The organism is Streptomyces sp. SAI-127 (assembly GCF_029894425.1).
Lineage (GTDB): Bacteria > Actinomycetota > Actinomycetes > Streptomycetales > Streptomycetaceae > Streptomyces.
Genome location: NZ_JARXYJ010000001.1, coordinates 411,958 through 431,475 on the forward strand (window position 1 = coordinate 411,958; position 19,518 = coordinate 431,475).

The window sequence follows — 19,518 nt, forward strand, 5'->3', positions numbered from 1 at the left end:
GAAGTCCGCCGCGCCCGTACCCCGCGCTCGCGGCCGAGGTGTCATCGCTGGGCATCAACGTGACGATCGTCGAGCCCGCAGCCTTCCGCACCAACTGGCCCCGCCCCTCCATGCGGCAGTCCGCCACGCAGATCGACGACTACGCGGACACCGCCGGCGCCCGCCGCAGGAACACCCTGGACACCTACGGGCACCAGCCCGGCGACCCCGAACGCGCCTCCGCCGCCATCGTCGACGCGGTGCAGACCGAAAACCCCCCGCTGCGCCCGCTCCTGGGCACGGTCGCCCTCGACGTCACCCTGGCCCGGCACGACACCCTCAAGACCAACCTCACCACATGGCGCGATGTCACGCTCAGCGCCGACTGCCCCGACGACCGCACCACTGCCTGACACGAACGACCCCACCCTGGAGGATCCATGCCTACGCTGGCGATCATCGGAGCAGGACCGAACCTCGGTCTGGCCACTGCCGCCCGATTCGGAGCGGAAGGTTTCGACGTCGGCCTGGTCGCACGCAACCGCGACAGGCTGCAGAACATGCAGGACACACTGGCGAAAGAAGGCATCACTGCCCGCAGTACGGCAACGGACATCACCCGCCCGCAGGCCGCAGCCGCGGCGCTGACGGAGCTGACGGAGCGCCTCGGCCCGATCGATGTCCTGCTGTACAGCCCCCTGCCTTCGCTGGACTGGATCAAGCCCGTCACCCGCACCACCTCCGAGGACCTCCGACTGTCACTGGGCCTGAGCGTCCTCGGCGCAATCGATGCGGTTCAGGCCGTGCTGCCCGCCATGCGGGAGCGTGGCAGCGGAACCCTGCTGTTCACCACAGGCGGTGCCGCCGTCGCACCCAGCACCGCGCGTGCCAGTTCCGCCGTCTCCTACGCCGCGGAGGTGGCCTACGCCCGCCTGCTGCACGAAGAGCTCAGCCCCGAAGGCATACGTGTGGCACACACCGCGATCGTCGGCGCACTGGGCCCCGGGCAACAGCATGAGCCCGCGACGGTGGCCGAACTCCTGTGGCGACAGCACGCCGAGGGCCGCGCCTTCCAGACCGTCTGCGCGAGGTGAAGCCAGTGGCCCACAGCCGGCCGTAACCGATCTGAGTGTTGTCCGGGCATTTCGCGGTGCGAGGTCAGACACGAGGCCGGCTGGGGCACTCTCGCTGGTGTCGGGGGATCAGCCAGTGCCACCGATGGCGGACAGCAGCCGCTCTCGGGTCAACTCCAAGAGCTCGGGCACCGGGCTGAAGCTCGTGTGCAGAATGCGCAGTGTGCTGGCGAGTGCGCTCAAACCGAGGGTCTGCTCTCCCTCGAATCCGAAGAGGACCGAAGGTCCCCACAAGCTTTTGAGGGTCAACGAACCGTAGGACGTCCCGATGGGCAGGGCTCCGAGATTGGTGAGCAGCAGTTCGTGGGGTGCGGCGGCGGCGAGCATACCGGCCATGTCAGCCGGGGCCGGGCGGTTTTGGAAGACGCCTGTCCACAGAGCGAGCGACTGAAGCAGCGCGCTCTTGTGGCGGAACGGGGCGAGGGTGTCGGTGAAGGACCGGGCCGCCTCCCACGGGTCGCTCCACTTGCCGACCTGTGCGGTGGTGGCCGGGGCGAGGATGTTGCCCATGCCTTCAGCCGGCGCGGGAAGGAGTCCGCGCAGGCTGAGGGGCGAGTGCACCCGCAGCGGGACGGTCGACCAGGCCGCGTTGAGTTCGGCCGCCGCGCCCAGGGCCGCCGCGGCGACAGCGCCGTGCACCGTGGTGCCTTCTGCCCGGGCGCGTTCGCGCAGTGCGGCTGTCTGGGGCCGGCTCAGAGCGGCGGCATCGATGGAGAGCGCGGCGTCCGGGTCGGGTGTCCGGTAGATGCCTGGCCTGTCGGAGAGGGGGATGTCCATGTCGCTCGGCAGAGTCGTGGCTGCGGCGGCGATCTCTCGAGCCAGGAAGTGGTCCACCGGATGTCCAGGATGCCCTTCGGGCGCCCCCTCGATGCTCCCGCCGCTGACGAGGGTCAACAGGTCTCGTACGAGATATGCCTGTGACAGCCCGTCGACCACCGCATGGTGCCCGACGAGAACCAGCGCGCACCGTTCGGGGCTGTACAGCAGGACGGCCCGTACGGGCGGCATCGCGGCCGCATCGACTCCGTGGCGCATCTCGGTGGCCAGTTCCTGTTGCCACCCGGTCGCCGCCAGGTCGGTCACTCGCAGCGGAATCTGTGCGGCGTGGCCGAACGAGAGCCGGGGGCCGTTGCCGCTGTCGCGGATACGGGCGCCGAGGAGGGCGTGGTGGCGCTGGAGGGTGTTCAGCGCCGTTCGCCACCCATGCACCTCGGTGGGGCCCGCGACTTCGATGGCGGTGGCCGAGTGGGTGGGGCGGTTCTGGTTCATCAGCCACATGAAGTGCTCAGCCACCCCGAGCGGCCGTTCTGCGGGCATGCTGGTCGACTGAGCTGGGGCCGTCGTCACGATGGTGCTCCTCGGGCGAACGTGGTCCGCACACGCTCCGGATCCGGTGGGTGCGCGGATGGTGGATACCGCTCCACCCTCAGCCATCAACCAGGCCCGGACCAGCCCGTTCCCTGTCCGCTAGTTGTCCACTTCGCGCTCAGTCGACCTCCACGCCCGGCCACACGGGCGAGCCCGCTGCTGAGGTGCCTGCGGTAGGCACTGAACGGCAGGCGGAGCTGCTCTGCCGCCTGCTCCTGCGACGTGGCGCCATAGAAGACGTCGCGGCCAGAGCCCGGTGCGATCGCGCATCGCGCGGATCCGCGCTCAGCTGGTCATCAGCCTCGGTGAGCTCCCGCAGAACCTCCACGGGTACGTCGGAGTCCACGGTCACTCGGGCATTCCACGAGGTACGACAACTGCCAGGCGGCGCAGATCTCCCAGGCACGGCCTGCCGCAGCCGAGTTGCCTGCCTCACCGTTCTGCTGATGGCACGCAGCAGGAGGTCATGGAGGCTCCTGCCCGTCTCCGCAATCAGGCGGCTGCGGCTGCGGGGATCTGCCGCGAGCTCATTGGGTCACCACAGCACCCGCAGGGCCTCCGTACGGCCATGTCGAACTCCGGCCGGGACGGAATGAGAGGTTCCGACCCGATCCTGCGGAGTTCGGGCCGCAGATGTGACGGCAGCCCCGCACTCGTGCAGAGCTTCGCGCTTCTCCTCCGTCCACGCCATGGCGGACTGGGTACGCCAGTCCTGGGCTCGCCGTGTTCGGCCGGCCATCTGCCGCCGCTTCGACCAGTACGGAGTACTCGTTGTGCACCGACATGCGCACGCCTGCGGGCTCAGACCGCAAACCGCCGCGACGCTACGGGCGCTGCCGCACAGGCCGGATGACCAACTCGTTGACGTCGACGTCGGCGGGCTGGCTGATCGCATAGGAGACCGCACGAGCGATGGCATCGGGCGAGATGGCCGCCGAGCGGTAAGCCTTCATTGCCGCCGCGGCTCCCGGTTCGGTGATGGTGTCGGCCAGTTCGGACTCGACGACGCCAGGTGAGACAGTGGTAACCCGGATGAACGGCTCAGCCTCTTGCCGCAGTCCTTCTGTGATCGCCCAGGCCGCATACTTCGTGGCGCAGTACACGGCAGCGGTGGGGACCACGGAGTAGGCACCGATCGACGCAATGGTGATGAAGTGCCCACTGTTCTGGCGCTGGAAGTGCGGCATAGCCGCAGCGATGCCGTGCAGCAGGCCCTTGACGTTGACATCGATCATCCGGTCCCACTCGTTCACCAGCAGTGAGTCGAGGCGCGACAGCGGCATGACGCCGGCGTTGCTGACGATCACGTCGATGTGGCCCTGGGCAGTAACCGTTTCGTCGACGAACCTGGCCACGTCGGCCCGGTCGGTGACATCGAGACGGTGTACATCGATGCTGCCGCCGTCGGCTCGGACGCTCTCCGCCAGGCTGGTCAGCCGATCCTCTCGACGCGCACCAGCAACGATGTGGTGGCCTTCCGCAGCAAGCCGCCTGGCGATGCCTTCGCCGATGCCGCTCGTGGCACCCGTGACAAGTACGACCTTCCGGTCGCTGCCCCGCCCTGTCGTTTCCGAGGTTGTCCGTGTCACCGCGTCCTCCTTGCTCAGTCAGGGCAGAAGCCCCGTTGACGGATCGTTCACCTGCGAACTTGCCGTGCTTTCGATGGCAGGAGAAGGCCGGGATCTTCCTAGGAGTGCTGCACACACCACACCTGACCGACGAGGCAGTCGTACCGTCACTGACCCACCCCGCTTCGGGTCACGAGGTCGGGTCCGTGGCGATCCACTCGGTGACCGAGCCGTGGCGGGGCTTCCAGCCGAGGATGTCGCGGGCTCGTGTGGTGCGGACGCGACTGTTGGAGGCCAGGGCCCCGCCAGTGAAAGCGGGCCACCAGAACGCGCCGGCTGCCTCGATGTCCCAGGGCTCGGGGCCGTCGAGGCCGAGTGCCTCGGCGATCGAAGCGGCCAGCCCTCAAGTGATTCCTCCCCGTTTCTCGGCGAAGAGCGCGAGTGACCCCGACGGTGTGCCGATGTGAACGCGGTGGTGGGTGGGGCATCATGTTGGCGCGCACGTCACCTATGACCAGGCGCTCGAGACGGTGCTGGACAAACTGTCGATCAATTGGTCGTGCACGGCTTTCTCCGACACAGCCGCCGCCGGCTCGACAGCCTCGTTCTCGGTCGCATTCTCACTGGTTGTCCATTGCATCGTGCGTGATCGGGAGTTACACCGAGCCATTACGGTCCCGGTCCCGGTCGGCGGGGAGGAACGGTGCGCCGTTCAGTTCATGGCCCCACATGACATCGCTGACGTGTTTCACGGCGGCTGCCAAGTGCCGGCGGTAGGTGCTGAAGGACATTCCGAGGCGCCTGGCCGCGGCTTCCTGGGTGGGTGCGGCCTTGCTGTACGTGGTCATGACGACGTGGTGACGTTTCTCTCCGCCGCGCTCATCGCGCAGGGTGTCGATGGCGTGGAGCAGGGCATCGTGCAGGCTCTGGCCGTGCTCCGCGACGCGGCGGGTGCGGCTCAGGGGGTTTCGTGCCAGTTGACTGGGCCACCACAGCGCGCGCAGGGCGTCCCGTACGGCGGCGTCGAATTCTGAGCGGGACAGCACGACATGCTCGGCCCGTTCCTGAGCAGTTCCGCCCGGAGACGTGACGATACCCGCGCCGGTCAGCAGAGCTTCGTGTCTCTCCGCCATCCACGCCATGACGGGTTGGGTACGCCAGTCGTGGGCGGCCAGACGGTACCGGTGGTGGCCTACCGCGGGCCTGGCATTAACGGGCAGCATCTCGGAGCGCTCCAGGTGACCGTGCCAGAAGCCGTCGTCCCGCATCACGTTGAACGACCATGCGAGATGGTCGGCCCGGATGATCTCACCCATCGCACGCCACTTGGCCAGAGTGTTGGACGCCGACGGCCGCTGGTACGCCTGCGGGTCCACGTCGAACCGCGCGATGGCTATGTGCTCTCCTGCTCGCAACGGCATGTCGGCGCGCGCGTGGGCCCAGGCGGCGGCCACCACCGGATCGACATCCTCCCCCTCAGGCTCGTTCAACTGCAGCCATGCGGAGCAGGCAACGATGTCATCGGTCCGAGTCGACCGGTAGACCCTGAACGCTTGGGGCTGCCGATCCAGCCAGAACCGGGCGATCGCGGCCGATTCGGCGCCCTCTGCCTCGTGGACCAGCTCCACCACGCGCTCATGGTCGGCAGGAGTACAGGGCAGCTCCCGCACCAGGCCGCAGGGGTGTCCCTCGAAGGTGTCGGAGACATGGCCGGCTGCGCCGACATCTCGTTGCAGGTACATCAGGGCCTGCATCGCCTGGAGCATCTGCGCGGCGGGCACCTCCCGGACCCGGCCGAGCAGATACTGGTGCATCCGCCCACGCAGGGCCACGAATTCGTCCGGATCACGCCACCGGAGATCAGCCACCAGCACCTCGCGCACCACATCATGCGGAAAGAGTCCCGACGAGGTGGACTCGATGAACGGCTGGGCGCGCAGCCAGGCAAACAGTTCGGCAGCTCGCTCGCCCGTCATCGCCCGCAGCAGGGCCTCAGAGGTGACCTCGGCCTGAGCGCACACCTCCAGCGCCGTGCGATGCTCCGCACTCGGCGGATCTCCCACAACTTGCGACAACAGCGTCGCGATCACCTCGCCGCCCGGTGACCAGTCGGCCGCCCGCAGTGTCCCCTCCGCCTCCTGCTGAACGGCGACCGCCGCCGCCAGGGACAGGGCCAGCGGATTGCCGCCGGCGAGGGACAGCACCGCGTGGTGCGCTCCAGCGGGGACGCCGCGCACCCGCAGAAACGCCGCGGCGTCGCCCGGGGTCAGGTTTCGCAGCGGCACCACATGCAGAAAGTCACCCCACCCGGGGTCGGCGACCCAACGCGGATCCGGGGCCGTGCGTCCGGCGATCACGACGACGCCGCCCAGCGGCAGGCACGGCAGGAACTGCTCCCACAACCAGTACTCCAGGCCGTGACAGTGTTCAAAGGCATCGACCAGAAGCACCACGCCCGGCTCGCCGGTGGCTTTTCCCGCGGCGTACTCGAAGTCCTGCGGCGTCGCGGCAACCGTACGGCCGTCCACCTCGACCACCAGCCGCCCCGCCTCCCGCGCATCGAGGGCGAACCGCCGCAGCAGCGTGGACTTGCCGATCCCGCCGGGCCCGTGCAGGTAGACAACAGACGCACCGGCAGGATCCTCCCCCGCCAGCACGGACCGGAACAGCGCCCGCTCCGCCGCCCGCCCGACGAAAGCCCGATCCCGCGCCGCGACCACACGGTCACCCAACGAGCCGCCGTACCCCATATTCACGAGCCCCGAAAAACGCGAGCCTTTGACCAGATACATGACGTCGGTCATTCTTGGCCACCCAAAGTAACGACATGTGCGTCGGTATGACTTGGTACACGCCTCCGCCGGTGGCGGCGGTCAACACATAAGGCAGTCACTTAGAAACCCCGGAAAAGAAGTTGAACGTGCCGGCAGTGATCAAGCAGCACGGACCGAAGGAACAGCCAGGCAGATCACAGGAATTCACCCGAGGCCGTTAATGGGTGACACCGGCGGAGCCCCGCTGCATCACTGTCTTCCGTTCTTCTGCCACGGGGACAGGAACTCCGCCGAGTGGGCTGTCCCGCCGACCCGGCGGCCGGCTTCTCCGCTGACGGGCTCCGCGTGCACGCTCCCCAGAAGTGCCAGCGCGTCAGCCGACGGACTGCCCGGTTCGGCGTAATACACGATGAGCCGCTGGCCGGGGTCGCGGTCCACGGTGAAGGTCTCCACGACCAGTTCCAAGGAGCCGACGACAGGATGGGAGAAGCCGCAGATGTCGCTGCCCTTTTCGAATATCTCGTGGTCCGCCCAGTAGCGCCGGAAGTCCGGGCTGGCCGCCGACACTTCTCTCACGAGCCTTGTCAGCCGGGGATCGTTGGGGGCCGTGCCGGCGGTGGCGCGCAGCGAGGCCGCGACAGCACGGGCCGCCTTGTGCCAATCAACGTGGAAGCTGCGTGCCACCGGATCGAGAAAGGTGGTCCGCACGTAGTTGCCCGTGATGGTGAAGCCGCTGGTCAAGGCCTCGGCAAGAGCGTTCCGCGCCAGCACGTTGTGCCACCGGTCCAGCACCATCGCGGGCTGCCCCGTCCACATCTGGAGCAGGCGCTGCAGGCCGGGGGCTACGTCTTCGTGATCGTTCTCCGGGCGCAGTGTCGCAGGGGCGCGGCCGGCGAGCAGATACATGTGGTTGATCGCCGGCGCATCAAGGCCGAACACGGACACCAGTGCATCGAGAATCTGCGGCGAGGGCGACCGCTCGCGTCCCTGCTCGAGGCGCACGTAGTACTGCGTGCTGATCCCGGCCAGTGCGGCGACCTCCTCGCGTCTGAGGCCTGGTGTACGACGCAGGCCTCCCGGCGGCAAGCCGACGTCCAGCGGGCTGACGGCGGCACGTCGGGCTCGTAGGAAATCTCCGAGTGCATTCACAGTCCTCACGTTAGACAGCGTGGCGCCTGCCAGGGAGGCCGAGATCCTGACAGGCAGGCCCAGCGGGCAACCGGGGGCCGCGGTGCCGGTTTGCGGCCGCCGACGTGGCGCAGTCAGGCCAGGACGGGGCTCTTATCGGCGCCGACGGGGCGCCGTTGGAGATCCGCATTGCCAGGCTCATCGCAAGGCCTACACTCCAGCGGCGTTTCGCTACCTGGCCTGGTCAGCGGCATCGTCGGGAGCGTACTGGGCTGATGACGCGTCAGGGGCGGCCTTTCCGGACCGCCCCTCCAACGAGTGGCACTCGCCTCGCCGCTGCCGATCACCTGGGTCACCGCGGATGCCGCCTACGGCCAGGAATGGCGCTTTCGCCGGATACTGGAAGAGACCGCCGTCGGCTACGTGCTCGCCGTCCCGAGGTCTCAGCAGGTGCCGCGGGCAGCGCCAGTAACGCCGGGGCTTGCCCTCCCCCTGCCCCGATCTGTAACTACTGGCCCCTTTGGTCTGCGTGCTCTGGGCGTTTCGCAACTCCTTCAGGGCGAACAGCGCGGGTCGGGAGAATTCTGGCGAGTAGTGAGCAGGGTTTGACCTGTTGATGACCGTGTGCCCTACGGAACACTGGCGGAGTGAGGCCAGATGCGCACACGTCTGCCTCGCATCCACTCGTCATATACGGAAAGCGCCATGACTGTTCAGGACAAGCGCATCATTGTGACCGGCAGCTCCCGGGGAATCGCGGCGGCGGCCATCGCGTCATTTGCCCGAGCCGGAGCCCGGGTCGCCGCACTGGGAATCAGCGACGAACCGGGCAGGGCTCTCGCCGAAAAGATCACCTCCGAGGGGCCTGGCACCGTCTCCTACTTCCACGCCGATGTCTCGGACAAGTCCGGGGTGACCACGGCCGTGGCCGCCGCCGCCGGGGAGCTGGGCGGCGTCGACGCCCTGGTCAACGTGGCCGGCATCGAAATGGGGGCGCCTGCGGAGAGTATCTCCGAAGAGGACTGGGATCGTGTTTTCGCGGTGAATGCCAAGGGCACCTTCCTCACCGCTCAGGCCGTCTTTCCGTACCTGCGGGAGAACGGCGGCACCGTCATCAACTTCGGTTCCGACGCCGCCCTCATCCCCTATCCGAACGGAGCGCACTATTCGGCGTCCAAGGGGGCGGTGCTCTCGCTCACTCGTACCCTCGCCGCCGAATGGGGGCGCTACGGGATCCGGGTGAACTCTGTCGATCCGGTGATATGGACGGGGATGTACGACGGGTACCGGGCGCGGATGACAGAGGAGGAACTCGCGGCCCACGACGCCGAGCAGGCCCGCACGATCCCGCTGGGAGGCAAGCTGGGTGACCCGGACTCCGACCTCGCCCCGGTCCTCAACTTCCTCGTCTCCGACGGCTCCCAACCGACGCCACCACCAACGCACAACCACGCCGCACCCACACCTCAACGCCAACACCCGTACCCGCGCCTCCCCAGGGAGCGTCACAGACACTCGCAGACACACCGCGCGGCGTTTGGCTCGGCGCGGTCACCGGGAACCACCCCTACGACGGCGCCGACGTTCCTCCGGCACCGTGACCGTGCCGGAAAGTACCAGCTCACGGCGGCTATGGGCCCGTACAGATGCTGTCAGTGCCCCGCCGGGGCACCCTGCGGGGTCTTTGCGTGCATGCCGCCGCTACCGCTGTCATCCTGCGTCGGTCACGGGGGCACGGGGGCGGGCTCGGGGATCAGGGTGAGCAGTGTGTGCAGGCGGGACTCAAGGGGGCCTGTGGCTGTGAGGACCGGGATGCCCGTTGCATGAAGGGTGGTCAGGAGGAGGCGGTCCGAGAGGGTGCGGAAGTGTTCGCTGATGGGGGGCGGGTCGTCGTGGAGGGGGAACTCGACCGGGAGGTGGACGAAGGCGTCGTACGAGGTGACGGCGCGCTGCACGAACTCGCGGCCCAGATGGTCGAGCACGCTTCGGTAGGGGCTGTCGGGGTCGGCCGTCACGACCTGGGGATTCCGGTCGCCGCCGGGGTGGAGGCCGACGGCGAGCCGGACCGTGGCGTAGACCCACTCGTGGAGCAGGGAGCCGTCCGAGAGGAATCCGCCCGGGTGGGCGGCCTCGGCGAGGAGTCGCTCGGCGTGGCGGCGGACGACGAGCTGGATCAGCTCTGGCTCGGTGGTCTGTTCCAGGGGCTTGGGCCGGCTGCCGGCGGGGTCCCGCATCGGGGTGCCGTGGGCGGCGGGCAGGCCGATGCGGGCCGTGGCGGCGGTGATCAGGGTGGTTTTGCCGGCTCCGTAGGCGCCGACGACGGCGATCCTCACAGCATCGCTCCTGGTGGGACGGTGTTCGGTTCGGGGAGGGGGACGGCGGGTGGAGCGGGGGCCTTGGGCAGCCGGTCCCAGCCGTGGTGGGCGGCCAGACGCCGCAGCTCCTGGTCGTCGCCGACGATGACGGCGCGGCCGGTCAGGGAGAGCAGCGGGGCGTCGGAGACGTGGTCGCCGTAGGCGATGGAGGAGTCCAGGTCGATGCGGTGGGCGGCGGCCAGTTCCCGAACGGCCTCCGATTTGGCGCGGCCGATCATCGGCTGGTGGGGGCGGTCGGCCAGCCGGCCGGTGTAGGTGCGGGAGACCGGGGTGATCTCCGGCTCGGTGCACAACAGGTGGTGTGCACCGATGTGTTCCAGCACGGGCAGGAGCAGCGCGGGGAAGGAGCCGGAGACCAGGACGACCTGGTGGCCGTCCTGGCGGCGGGTGTGCAGCGCTTCGAGGACCGGTTCGTGGAAGAAGCCGCCACGGGCCAGCTCGGCGCGGAACCAGGACTCGGCGGCCCGGGTGATCTCGGCGGCCGGGGCGCCGGTCAGCAGCCGGAAGTAGGCGCGGTTGGTCTCCGCCCGGTCGGCCCCGGCCGTGGTCATGGCCTTCAGGCGTTGCCGTTCCCGTACGGCCTCGTGCGGGGGCCGGCCCTGGACGGCGTACCAGTAGGCGAGGAAGCGGAAGAGCGCGGTGCCGCGGGTCAGGGTGTTGTCGACGTCGAAGAAGGCCGCGGGGCGGTGGTCGGCGGGGGTCATGGCGGGTCCATCCCGGGGAAGGAGCGCGGCCGGGCCGGCCGCGCTGTCGGCGGGTGCGACGCGAGGATCGGCAGGGTCAGACGCGAACGCCCTTGGCCACCAGGAGCTCGGCGACCGCGGCGGCGGTGCCCGCCTCCTGGAGTTCGTCGTCGGCCACCTCTGTGCCGTAGCGGCGGCTGAGGTCGACGGCGACCTCGACGAGGATGAGCGAGTCGAAGCCGATGAGTTCGAACTCTGTGTCGGCGGCGGTGGTTTCGGCGGGGGCCTCGTACTTGTCGACCAGAAGGGTCAGGACCGCGTCGGCGAGGGCGGCGACGGAGGCGGAGGTGACGGAGTTGCTCATGGAACGGTGTTTCCTCTCCGGTTCGGTGTGGTGCACGGTTCCGGTGCCGAGCGGGCGGGCTTTCCACGGGCCTCGGCACGCGTGGGGTGGGGGACGCGTGGGTCCCGAGGAGTGGCGCAGCGGCGGCGGTGCGCGCGAGGGACGCGGTGCGGGGGCGCCGTATTCGGGGCGTCGCCTCAGACGGGAACGATGTCCGGCCAGGTGAGCGCCGCGGATCCCCAGGTCAGACCGCCGCCGAAGGCGGTGAGCAGCAGGCGTTCGCCGGTGCGGAACTTTCCCGCCGCCGCCGCGTCGGCCAACGCCAGGGGAATGGACGCGGCGGAGGTGTTGCCGACCTTGTCGATATTGGTGACGGCCTGGCCGGCGTCGAGCCCGAGCTGTTCGGCCACGGCCCGGAGGATGCGGAGATTGGCCTGGTGACCGACCAGGTAGCCGACCTCGTCCGCGCTCCAACCGACGCTGTCGAGCACCGCGAGCGATGAGTCCGACATACGCCGGACGGCGTGGGCGAACACCTTTTTGCCCTGCATGGTGAAGTACTGGTCGTCCTCGGCTGCGGGCAGTCCGCTGGTGCGCTGTCGGGAGCCGCCCGCCGGGATCTGGATGAGATCCTTGCCGCTGCCGTCGCTGCCCAGATCGAAGCCGAGCAGCCGGCCCGGTTCGCCGTCGGCCCCGCGGCCCAGTACGACGGCCCCGGCTCCGTCGCCGAAGATGACAGAGGTGGTGCGGTCGTTCGGGCTGAGGATGGTGGAGTACGTCTCCGCCCCGATGACCAGCGCCCGCTCGACCCGGCCCGCCTGGATGGCGTTGGCGGCCGCTTCGAGGGCGTAGACGAAGCCGGAGCACACCGCGGAGATGTCGTACGCGGCAGCGTGACCGAGCCCCAGCCGGGCCGCCACATCGGGCGCTGTGCCGGGGCAGGGGTGGTCGGGTGTGGTGGTGGCGACGATGAGCAGCCCGACGTCGGGTCCGTCGTCGAGGCCGGCGGACTTCAGGGCCGCGCGGCCCGCCTCGGTGGCCAGGTCGCCGGTGGACTGGCCGGGCGGGGCCCAGTAGCGCTCCCTGATCCCGGTGCGGGTGGTGATCCACTCGTCGGACGTCTCGAAGAGGGTGGCGAGTTCAGCGTTGGTGACGCGCCTCGACGGCAGATGGGCGCCGAGCCCGCGCAGGACGGCGTACGGCATGTGTCTCCCCCGACTTTCCTGTGTGGTGTCCGGTTCTGTGTGTCCTCGTGGCGGTGGCTCTGTTCCGTAGGGGTGGTCGGGCCGGGTGCGGGCACCCTCGCGCGGCGGCCGGGGTTCAGGCGGCGGCGCGGGTGAGCTCCGAACTCGTGTCGATGAGCGCGTACTCGGCCTGGGCCTTCTCGATCGCCGCGTCGATGCTCATCACGGGCTTGAAGCCGTAGATGTCGATGATCTTCTGAAGGCGCTCGGGTATGGAGCCGCCCACCGTGTGGTACGGGATGTTCAGCTCGTCCAGGGTCTTGAGCATCAGCTCGTCCGCGAGGGACCGGAAGCGCTCGTTGACCGGGCGGTGCCCGTCGGGGACCAGCGGAAACTCGATGGGCAGGTGGACGAAGGAGTCGTAGGTGGCGCGGGCGTGCTGCTTGGCGGGCACGGCCATCTGCGTCAGGACCTTGCCGTAGAAGCCGATCTCCTCGCTGACCTCTATGGTCTCCAGGTTCACCGACTCGTTGGGATTGATGCCGACCAGCACGCGGACGGTGCCGTAGGCCCACTCGTGCAGCGAGGAACCGTCGGAGACGAAGCCGTCGGGCAGGTGGGACTCGTTGACCGCGCGCTCCTGGTTGCGCCGCATGATCAGCATGATCAGCTCGGGCGGGGTGCACTCCTCCAGCGTCTTGCCGGGGATCGAGATGGGCAGCAGTTCCCGCATGGTCTTGGCGGCGGAACGGGGCAGGCCGGTCAGGTGCGAGACGGCCATCGTGGTGAGGGTCTTGCCGACGGAGTAGGTGCCGGCGATGGCGAGCTTCATGTGATTCTCCCGTGGTGGATGGTCGGCGCCGGGGCTCCGGTGCCCGAACGCCGGCGTGCGTGAGGGCGGTTCAGGTCGTGGACGACGGCAGACGGTGGGCCACAGAGCAGACGACCGTGATGTCGGCGAGGTGCGCGGCGATGTCCGCGCGGCGCCAGGTCTCGCCGTGCCGGTTGTTGAGCAGGACGGCATCGCGCAGCTCCGCGCGCATCGGCAGCGGACCACCGTCGGCGGTGGCGCGCGGCCGGTGCGGGGTGCCGGCCTCCAGCAGCGTGTTGCGCATCCACAGGGTGTCGGAGGCGGCGCGGGGCACACGGTCCAGCTCGTACAGCAGGACCTGCCCGACCTGAAGGGCCGTCACGAACGCATCCACCAGGTGTACGGACGGCTGCTGTTCGCCCTCCATGCCGCCGAGCGTGCCGTGCGGGCCGCCGGTGAGGCGTACGTCGGCAGTGGCGACGTTGGTGTCCGGCCTGACCTGCATGCTCTCGACCCGCTGGGCACCGAGCCGGTGAGTGTCGCCGTAGCCGCCGTCGCGGACCACGGGCTGGGCCCGGGGACGTTCGCCGGGACGGACGTCCGGGTGGTCGGTCTCCAGGCGGATGCGCAGCGTGCCCACGACGGCTTCGACTGCGGTGCGGGTGCGGCCGGGCCGCGGAGAGGGCAGCCCCTCGGCGATGTACGCCGAGACCGGGAACCCGGCCAGGTCCTCCTCCACCGGACGGGTGCCGGCCTTGATACGGACCCGGGCGAGCCAGACCGTGGCCAGCTCCCGGTCCGTCAGGCTCAGATGGGAGGTGAGCAGGGCTTCGGTGAGCTGGGCGCCGAGCAGCAGGACGTCGACGGTGGACAGGTGCGGCCGCTGGTCGGTGTCGCCCTTGCGGGACCAGTCACGCGGGTAGTCGACCTGCGCGGTGGCGGCCAGTGCGGGTGCCCCGGCGGCCGGGCCGTCCACCGCCTCGGGTATGTGGAGGCCGGTGAGGCGGTGGCGGGCACGTTTGTATCCCTCGCCGAAGAACCGGCGTTCGGGTGCGCCCAGGTAGTCGGAGACGTCCGGGAGATAGGGCGGAGTGACGGGCAGAAGGGACGAGGCAGACTGAGCAGACATCGGGTTCCTTCCTTGTGCCGTGCGTACCGGGCCGTAGGTGCGGGGCGAGCGGCCCCGCACCCGAAGCGGCCGGGAGGCCGATTACGGGGCGACCGTGAGGCTGGGCTCCCCCTCGCCGTCGCCGACGCGCACCACGGTGGGGGCAGCGGACTTCGCCGTCCGCAACAGGACACTGATGACGAGGGCGCCGGCCAGGACCACCAGCCCGTCGACGAGGATGCCGAAGGTGGTGCCGTCCAGGACGCCGGCCGCGGAGGCGACGCCGTTGTCCAGCGCTCCGTACTGCGAGGCGGCGACGGCGGACATCACCGGGATGCCGAGGGTGAAGCCGATCTGCTGGGTCATGGCGGCCAGACCGGTGGCCAGCCCCTGCTCGCGGTCCTCGATGCCGGAGGTGCCGACGACGGTGTACGCGACGATCGCCAGGACGTGACCGAACCCGCCGACGAATGTGGTGACCAGGACCGCGGCGATGCCCACGGTCTTGTCCTCACCCAGCCAGAACAGCACACCGGTCATCACACCCTGCACCGCGAGGCCGAGGACCAGGCTGCCCTTGGCGCCGGTACGAGCGATGATCTTCGATGCGAAGGTGCCGCCGAGGAACGCGCCGAGTCCCAGGAAGCCGAACATCAGGCCCGTCTGGAACGGGGTGAGGCCCAGCACCTGCTGGAGATAGAGGGTGAGCAGGAAGGACAGGGCCGACTCCATGGAGAAGGTGATCAGACCTCCCAGGTTGCCCCACTTGACGGAGTTGGCCTTCAGAATGCGCACCGGGGCGAGCGGCGCGGCGGACTTCAGTTCGATCACATAGAAGGAGACCAGCAGTACGGCGGCGACCAGGAGCGTGGCCCAGGTCTGGGGGGAGTCCCAGCCCTCCCGCTCGGCGCTGGTGACGCCGTACACGAAGGCGAGCAGGCCCGCGGTGACGGTGATCGACCCGGGCACGTCCAGCTTGGGCCGGTCCTCGGCCACCGAGTCAGTGATCACCAGGATGCCGCCGATGAACAGGGCCACGCCGACCGGGACGTTGATGAAGAAGTCCCATCGCCAGGAGAGCAGGTCGGTGAGCACACCGCCGAGGACCGCGCCACCGGCAAAGCCCAGGGAGAGCAGCGCGCCGTTCAGCCCGAGCGCCTTGGTGCGCAGCGGGCCCTCCTCGAAGCTGGTGGTGATCAGCGCCATGCCCGACGGGGTGACGATCGCCGTGGCGAGGCCCTGCAGCACCCGGGCCACGATCATCAGTCCGGGGCTGGTGGCCAGACCACCGAGCAACGAGGAGACCGTCAGCAGCGCCATCCCGACGAGGAAGAGCTTCTTACGGCCGATCAGGTCGCCGATGCGTCCGAAGAGCAGCATGAAGCCGGCGGCGGTCAGGGCGAAGGCCGTGGAGATCCACTGGAGGCTGTCGAGCCCGAACCCGAGGTCCGAGCCGATCTCCGGCAGCGCCACGGTGAGGATGGAGAAGTCGACGGCGAACATGAACTGCGCGCCCAGCAGAACGACGAGGATCGTCTTCTGCTTCCCCGTCATGGAGAGTTCTGAGGAGTGTGTCTTCGGCATGGCCAGAAGCCTCACGCCGATCGCGATCACCAAACAGTGCGCGCTCAACATATTGGTCGCCGCCAACAGGCTCCGCCCTTGACCGGGGGCAGGCGGGCTTCCGAGCGTCGCGGACCGCACAGCGGGCCGGGGTGGAGTACCCGCGCCCTGCCGTCCACGGCGCAATTGCCGTATCGGCGCGGTCCGTTCACTCCACGGGCTGCCATCGGAAGCCGCCGTCCGTGGCCTCGACCCGGCCGAAGACCACGTCCGCGAAGTGCCCGGCGTAACAGATGGTGCCCGGCCGCGCGGCCTCCTCGAGCACGGCCCTGCGCGTCCTGACCGCCTCCTCGCCCGCGCCGTCGAAGAACACCCGCCACTCAGGGTGTGCCGCTTGGGCAGGAGAGTGCAGGGCGTCCCCGAGCACCAGCACCCGGCGGACGCCGTCGTCCCCGGACCGGTCGGCCGCGACGTCCACCACGTATCCCGCGTGGCCGCCGGTGTGTCCGGGCCACTCCCGCAGAGTGACACCGGGGATCACCTCTGCGCCGTCAGGTACCGTGCGGACCCGGTCCGCGAGGCGCCTCGGCAGCAAGCCGCCGCCCTCGCGCCACTCGGCCGCCGACAGCACGTAGGACGTGACGCCCTCGAAGTGGGAGCCGTCGTCCGCCAGTACCCATCCGATGTGGTCGTCGTGGAGATGGGTGAAGGCGACTGTGTCCAGGGCCTGGGCATCCACCCCCGCCGCTCCGAGGAGTGTGATCAGGTCACCGCCCGCCAGCACGCCCAGGGCGGGGTGCGTCTGCGCTGCCTCCAGACGCCGGGGGCCGAATCCGGCGTCGATCAGCAGGGTCCGGCCCTGATGCTCGACCAGCAGACCGCCCACCGACGCGATCAGGAAACCGTCCGGGTCCTGGTAGGGGGCGAGCGCGGCGAGGTCGTCCGGGCCGAGTCCGGTGAACCAGCCCTCCGGCCTCAACTGGACCATGCCGTCCGGGACATGGGTCAGTCGCCAGTCCCCCAAGGTGAGTGAGCGCAGCGGCGAAGGACGGGTCAGCCGCTCGAGCGGCAGTACAGCAGACATGGCGAAGGCACTTTCGGCAGAGGAGGGTGAAGACGGAGAGAAAAAGGCCGGGTTGTCCCACCGGTCCGGCGGGACAACCCGGCTCTCAGGCCGCGGAGCCTCTTACGTCGCGCGACAGGGTGAGCAGCGGCAGGGCTCGTTCCGCGCGGGTCCCGGGCACCGGCATGAACACGGTGAGCCGCAGGCCCAGTCGGGGGGTGAAGTCCAGCGTCGTCCGCCGCAGGGACAGCTCACCGGCCCGCGGATGCTGGAGCAGGTCGATGCCGCAGGAGTCCTCCTGCACCTCCTGCGCGTTCCACAGCTTCCCGAACTGCTCGCTTCGCGCGAGCAGTCGGTCCACCATCGCCTCCAGCAGAGGGTCGCCGGAGTGGTTCGCGGCGTGGGCCCGGAAGCGTGCCACGACCGTCGCCGCGTCCTGCTCCCAGTCCGGGTACCGGACGCGTGTCTGCGTGTTGAGGAAGAAGTCCTCGACGAGGTTGCCGCAGCCGGAGTCCAGCGCCAGCAGTTCGCGGGCGGCGGCGTTGGCCACCACCACGTTCCACACCCGGTCGGCAACATAGGCGGGGTTGGGCAGCCAGTTGTCGACGAAGGGCTTGAAGGATTCCCCGTCCGGTGGGGGCGAGGAGGCGAAGTGGGCCGAGCTCAGACCGGCGAGCCGCCACACGTACTGACGCTGGGTGTCGTCCAGGCTGAGCACCCGGGAGATCGCGGCGAGCACCTCGGCGGACACGTTCTCAGCCCGGCCCTGCTCGATCCAGGTGTACCACGACACTCCCACACCGGCCAGAAGTGCCACTTCCTCACGGCGCAGACCGGGGGTTCTGCGCACGCCGGCGCGTGGCAGGCCCACTTCGGTGGGGTCCACTTCCCCCCTGCGCACCTTCAAGAACTGTCCGAGTTCCTTTAACTGACGGCCAGTCGGCATGACTTCCCGCCCCTTTGTCGAGCCATAGGCACTGAGATGTACGCCACCTTACCCACCTGCTTCCCCACCGTGTGCGGCACGTGACAGGGGTTACACCACCGGGGTTCAGGTCGAACTTCGATGATCCCCGGTGCCATGGAGGCAGGTCTAACCGGGCGGCCCAAAGCCCGCCTTAAGTAGCTCTGGCCCGAGCGTCTACCCCAGGTAGCCGTTAGGGCGGCTTTAGAGGGATCGCCAACGATTACGCCGCCGTGGCCCGGTGGCAGGTGCGGAACTTGCAGGGCCGACCCGGAGGGCTGAACAGGTGGGCCCCTACGACCACGTGCTCATCGTGGTCCGCGACGAGGCGGAGCCGACAGCGCGGAGCGGCTCCCCCGGGGCCGGCGGCCGAGACACGGCGAGTCCGCCGACACCGGCGACGGGGTGGGAGTGCGGAGCGCGGATGCCCAGCCGGGCGGCACGGGGCCAAGGCACAGGCACCGAACCGCACGACCGGACGGCGGAGGACCACGGCACAGGCACCGCCTCCGCACACCCCGCAAGCACCCGGTGCCCCTACAGCGCTCTCAGGACGGTGAGGACATGACGCCCAGTGACCACCTTGCCCCACGCCCCGGCACCGCGCCCCCCTGTCTTCTGCCGTGGCAGCGATGGCCGGACACCGCCTCGATCCGGCTGTTCTGCTTCCATCACGCGGGAGGTGCTGCTTCCTCCTTCAGCAGCTGGCAGGATTGGCTCGGCCCGGCCGTCACCGTGGTTCCCGTGCAGTTGCCGGGGCGGGAGCGTCGGATACGGCAGCCGAGGATCTTCGACTTCGGGCGGCTGCTGGACGAACTCGACGAGCAGCTGGCCCCCTTGATGCAGGGGCACTACGCGGTGTACGGGCACAGCTTGGGCGGTCTGATCGCCCATGAGTTGACCCGGCGCCTGGTGGCGACGGACCGGCGCGCGCCGGAGCTGCTGATGGTGGGGGCGTGCGCGCCGCCGCACCTGCCGCGCTCCGCCGTGGCCCCGCGGAACGCCTCCGACGCCCAACTCACCTCGTGGATGCGGGGCCTGGGCGGTGTCCCGGACCGGGTGGCGCGTCACCCGGTCTGGTTGCGCAGGTCCGTCGACCTGCTGCGGGATGACCTGTGTCTGGTGCACAGCCATCCGCGTCACCCCGCCGTGCCGCTGCCCGTACCGCTGCGGGTGCTGGCGGCGCAGAACGACCCGCTGCTGACGCCGGCACAGGCCCAGGAGTGGGCGCGGCACACGTCGTACGACTTCCGGGTGCACACCCTGCCGGGCGGCCACTTCTTCCACCGGGAGTACCCCGAGGCCACGCTGCGGGTGATCTCCCAGTTGCTGCCGTTCACCACGGAGCGGATCTGAGTCGACGGCCGACCGGATACCGGAATGTAAAAACCATGCTTCGCAGACCAACCGGAAACAAAAACTTGGTCAAGGAAACCGACCAGGAATAACCCATTTCGCACGCCATCTATTGTTT

General features: G+C 69.3%; 18 protein-coding genes. 5 read left to right on the top strand and 13 right to left on the bottom strand.

What is annotated here, in order from left to right; genetic code table 11:
* Nucleotides 1-38: 38 nt before the first annotated feature.
* Nucleotides 39-392 (top strand): hypothetical protein, encoded by a 354-nt coding sequence (locus M2157_RS02070; protein WP_280864198.1) that lies wholly within the window; start codon nt 39-41, stop codon nt 390-392.
* 27 nt (nt 393-419) lie between these two features.
* Nucleotides 420-1,073, top strand: coding sequence for an SDR family NAD(P)-dependent oxidoreductase (locus M2157_RS02075; protein WP_280860064.1), 654 nt, complete (start codon nt 420-422; stop codon nt 1,071-1,073).
* A gap of 108 nt (nt 1,074-1,181) precedes the next feature.
* On the opposite strand, the gene M2157_RS02080 is transcribed toward M2157_RS02075, so the two are convergent.
* The 4 genes from M2157_RS02080 to M2157_RS02095 all read right to left on the bottom strand — a co-directional run bounded on the left by M2157_RS02080 (nt 1,182) and on the right by M2157_RS02095 (nt 7,971).
* Entirely contained in the window at nt 1,182-2,459 is a 1,278-nt protein-coding gene (locus M2157_RS02080; protein WP_280864199.1) for a condensation domain-containing protein, read from the bottom strand.
* Nucleotides 2,460-3,304: 845 nt separating this feature from the next.
* Complete coding sequence (locus tag M2157_RS02085; RefSeq protein WP_280864200.1) at nt 3,305-4,069, bottom strand: SDR family oxidoreductase; 765 nt, start codon at nt 4,067-4,069, stop codon at nt 3,305-3,307.
* A 635-nt stretch (nt 4,070-4,704) separates the two neighbouring features.
* Entirely contained in the window at nt 4,705-6,852 is a 2,148-nt protein-coding gene (locus M2157_RS02090) for an ATP-binding protein (protein ID WP_280864201.1), read from the bottom strand.
* A 219-nt stretch (nt 6,853-7,071) separates the two neighbouring features.
* The gene (locus tag M2157_RS02095; protein ID WP_280864202.1) at nt 7,072-7,971 is read right to left on the bottom strand and encodes a helix-turn-helix domain-containing protein; all 900 of its coding nucleotides are present in this window, start codon (nt 7,969-7,971) and stop codon (nt 7,072-7,074) included.
* Between the two features lie 297 nt (nt 7,972-8,268).
* Between M2157_RS02095 and M2157_RS02100 the strand changes: the two genes are divergently transcribed.
* Complete coding sequence (locus M2157_RS02100) at nt 8,269-8,559, top strand: transposase (protein ID WP_280864203.1); 291 nt, start codon at nt 8,269-8,271, stop codon at nt 8,557-8,559.
* 96 nt (nt 8,560-8,655) lie between these two features.
* Nucleotides 8,656-9,777, top strand: coding sequence for an SDR family oxidoreductase (locus tag M2157_RS02105; RefSeq protein ID WP_280864204.1), 1,122 nt, complete (start codon nt 8,656-8,658; stop codon nt 9,775-9,777).
* Here the strand turns inward: M2157_RS02105 and M2157_RS02110 are convergent.
* From M2157_RS02110 to M2157_RS02150, 9 genes are all read right to left on the bottom strand, one after another.
* On the bottom strand, nt 9,675-10,283 hold the full coding sequence (locus M2157_RS02110) for an AAA family ATPase (protein WP_280864205.1): 609 nt from the start codon (nt 10,281-10,283) through the stop codon (nt 9,675-9,677). The genes M2157_RS02105 and M2157_RS02110 overlap by 103 nt on opposite strands.
* Nucleotides 10,280-11,029: an HAD-IB family hydrolase gene (locus M2157_RS02115; protein WP_280864206.1), complete on the bottom strand. Its 750-nt coding sequence runs from the start codon at nt 11,027-11,029 to the stop codon at nt 10,280-10,282. Before M2157_RS02115 ends, M2157_RS02110 begins: the two co-directional genes overlap by 4 nt.
* Nucleotides 11,030-11,105: 76 nt before the next feature.
* Entirely contained in the window at nt 11,106-11,372 is a 267-nt protein-coding gene (locus M2157_RS02120; protein ID WP_280864207.1) for an acyl carrier protein, read from the bottom strand.
* Nucleotides 11,373-11,548: 176 nt separating this feature from the next.
* Nucleotides 11,549-12,556, bottom strand: coding sequence for a beta-ketoacyl-ACP synthase III (locus M2157_RS02125; protein WP_280864208.1), 1,008 nt, complete (start codon nt 12,554-12,556; stop codon nt 11,549-11,551).
* A 115-nt stretch (nt 12,557-12,671) separates the two neighbouring features.
* Entirely contained in the window at nt 12,672-13,367 is a 696-nt protein-coding gene (locus M2157_RS02130) for an AAA family ATPase (RefSeq protein WP_280860074.1), read from the bottom strand.
* A gap of 70 nt (nt 13,368-13,437) precedes the next feature.
* Nucleotides 13,438-14,475 (bottom strand): AvrD family protein, encoded by a 1,038-nt coding sequence (locus tag M2157_RS02135; RefSeq protein ID WP_280864209.1) that lies wholly within the window; start codon nt 14,473-14,475, stop codon nt 13,438-13,440.
* 81 nt (nt 14,476-14,556) lie between these two features.
* Nucleotides 14,557-16,038 carry an MFS transporter gene (locus M2157_RS02140; protein ID WP_280864210.1) on the bottom strand — a complete coding sequence of 494 codons (1,482 nt, stop codon included), beginning with the start codon at nt 16,036-16,038 and terminating at the stop codon, nt 14,557-14,559.
* A gap of 187 nt (nt 16,039-16,225) precedes the next feature.
* Nucleotides 16,226-17,101: an MBL fold metallo-hydrolase gene (locus M2157_RS02145; protein WP_280864211.1), complete on the bottom strand. Its 876-nt coding sequence runs from the start codon at nt 17,099-17,101 to the stop codon at nt 16,226-16,228.
* Nucleotides 17,102-17,186: 85 nt separating this feature from the next.
* Nucleotides 17,187-18,026 carry a helix-turn-helix transcriptional regulator gene (locus tag M2157_RS02150; protein WP_280860078.1) on the bottom strand — a complete coding sequence of 280 codons (840 nt, stop codon included), beginning with the start codon at nt 18,024-18,026 and terminating at the stop codon, nt 17,187-17,189.
* 582 nt (nt 18,027-18,608) lie between these two features.
* Between M2157_RS02150 and M2157_RS02155 the strand changes: the two genes are divergently transcribed.
* A complete protein-coding gene (locus M2157_RS02155; protein WP_280860079.1) occupies nt 18,609-19,400 on the top strand; it encodes an alpha/beta fold hydrolase in 792 nt (263 codons plus the stop codon).
* Nucleotides 19,401-19,518 lie beyond the last annotated feature (118 nt).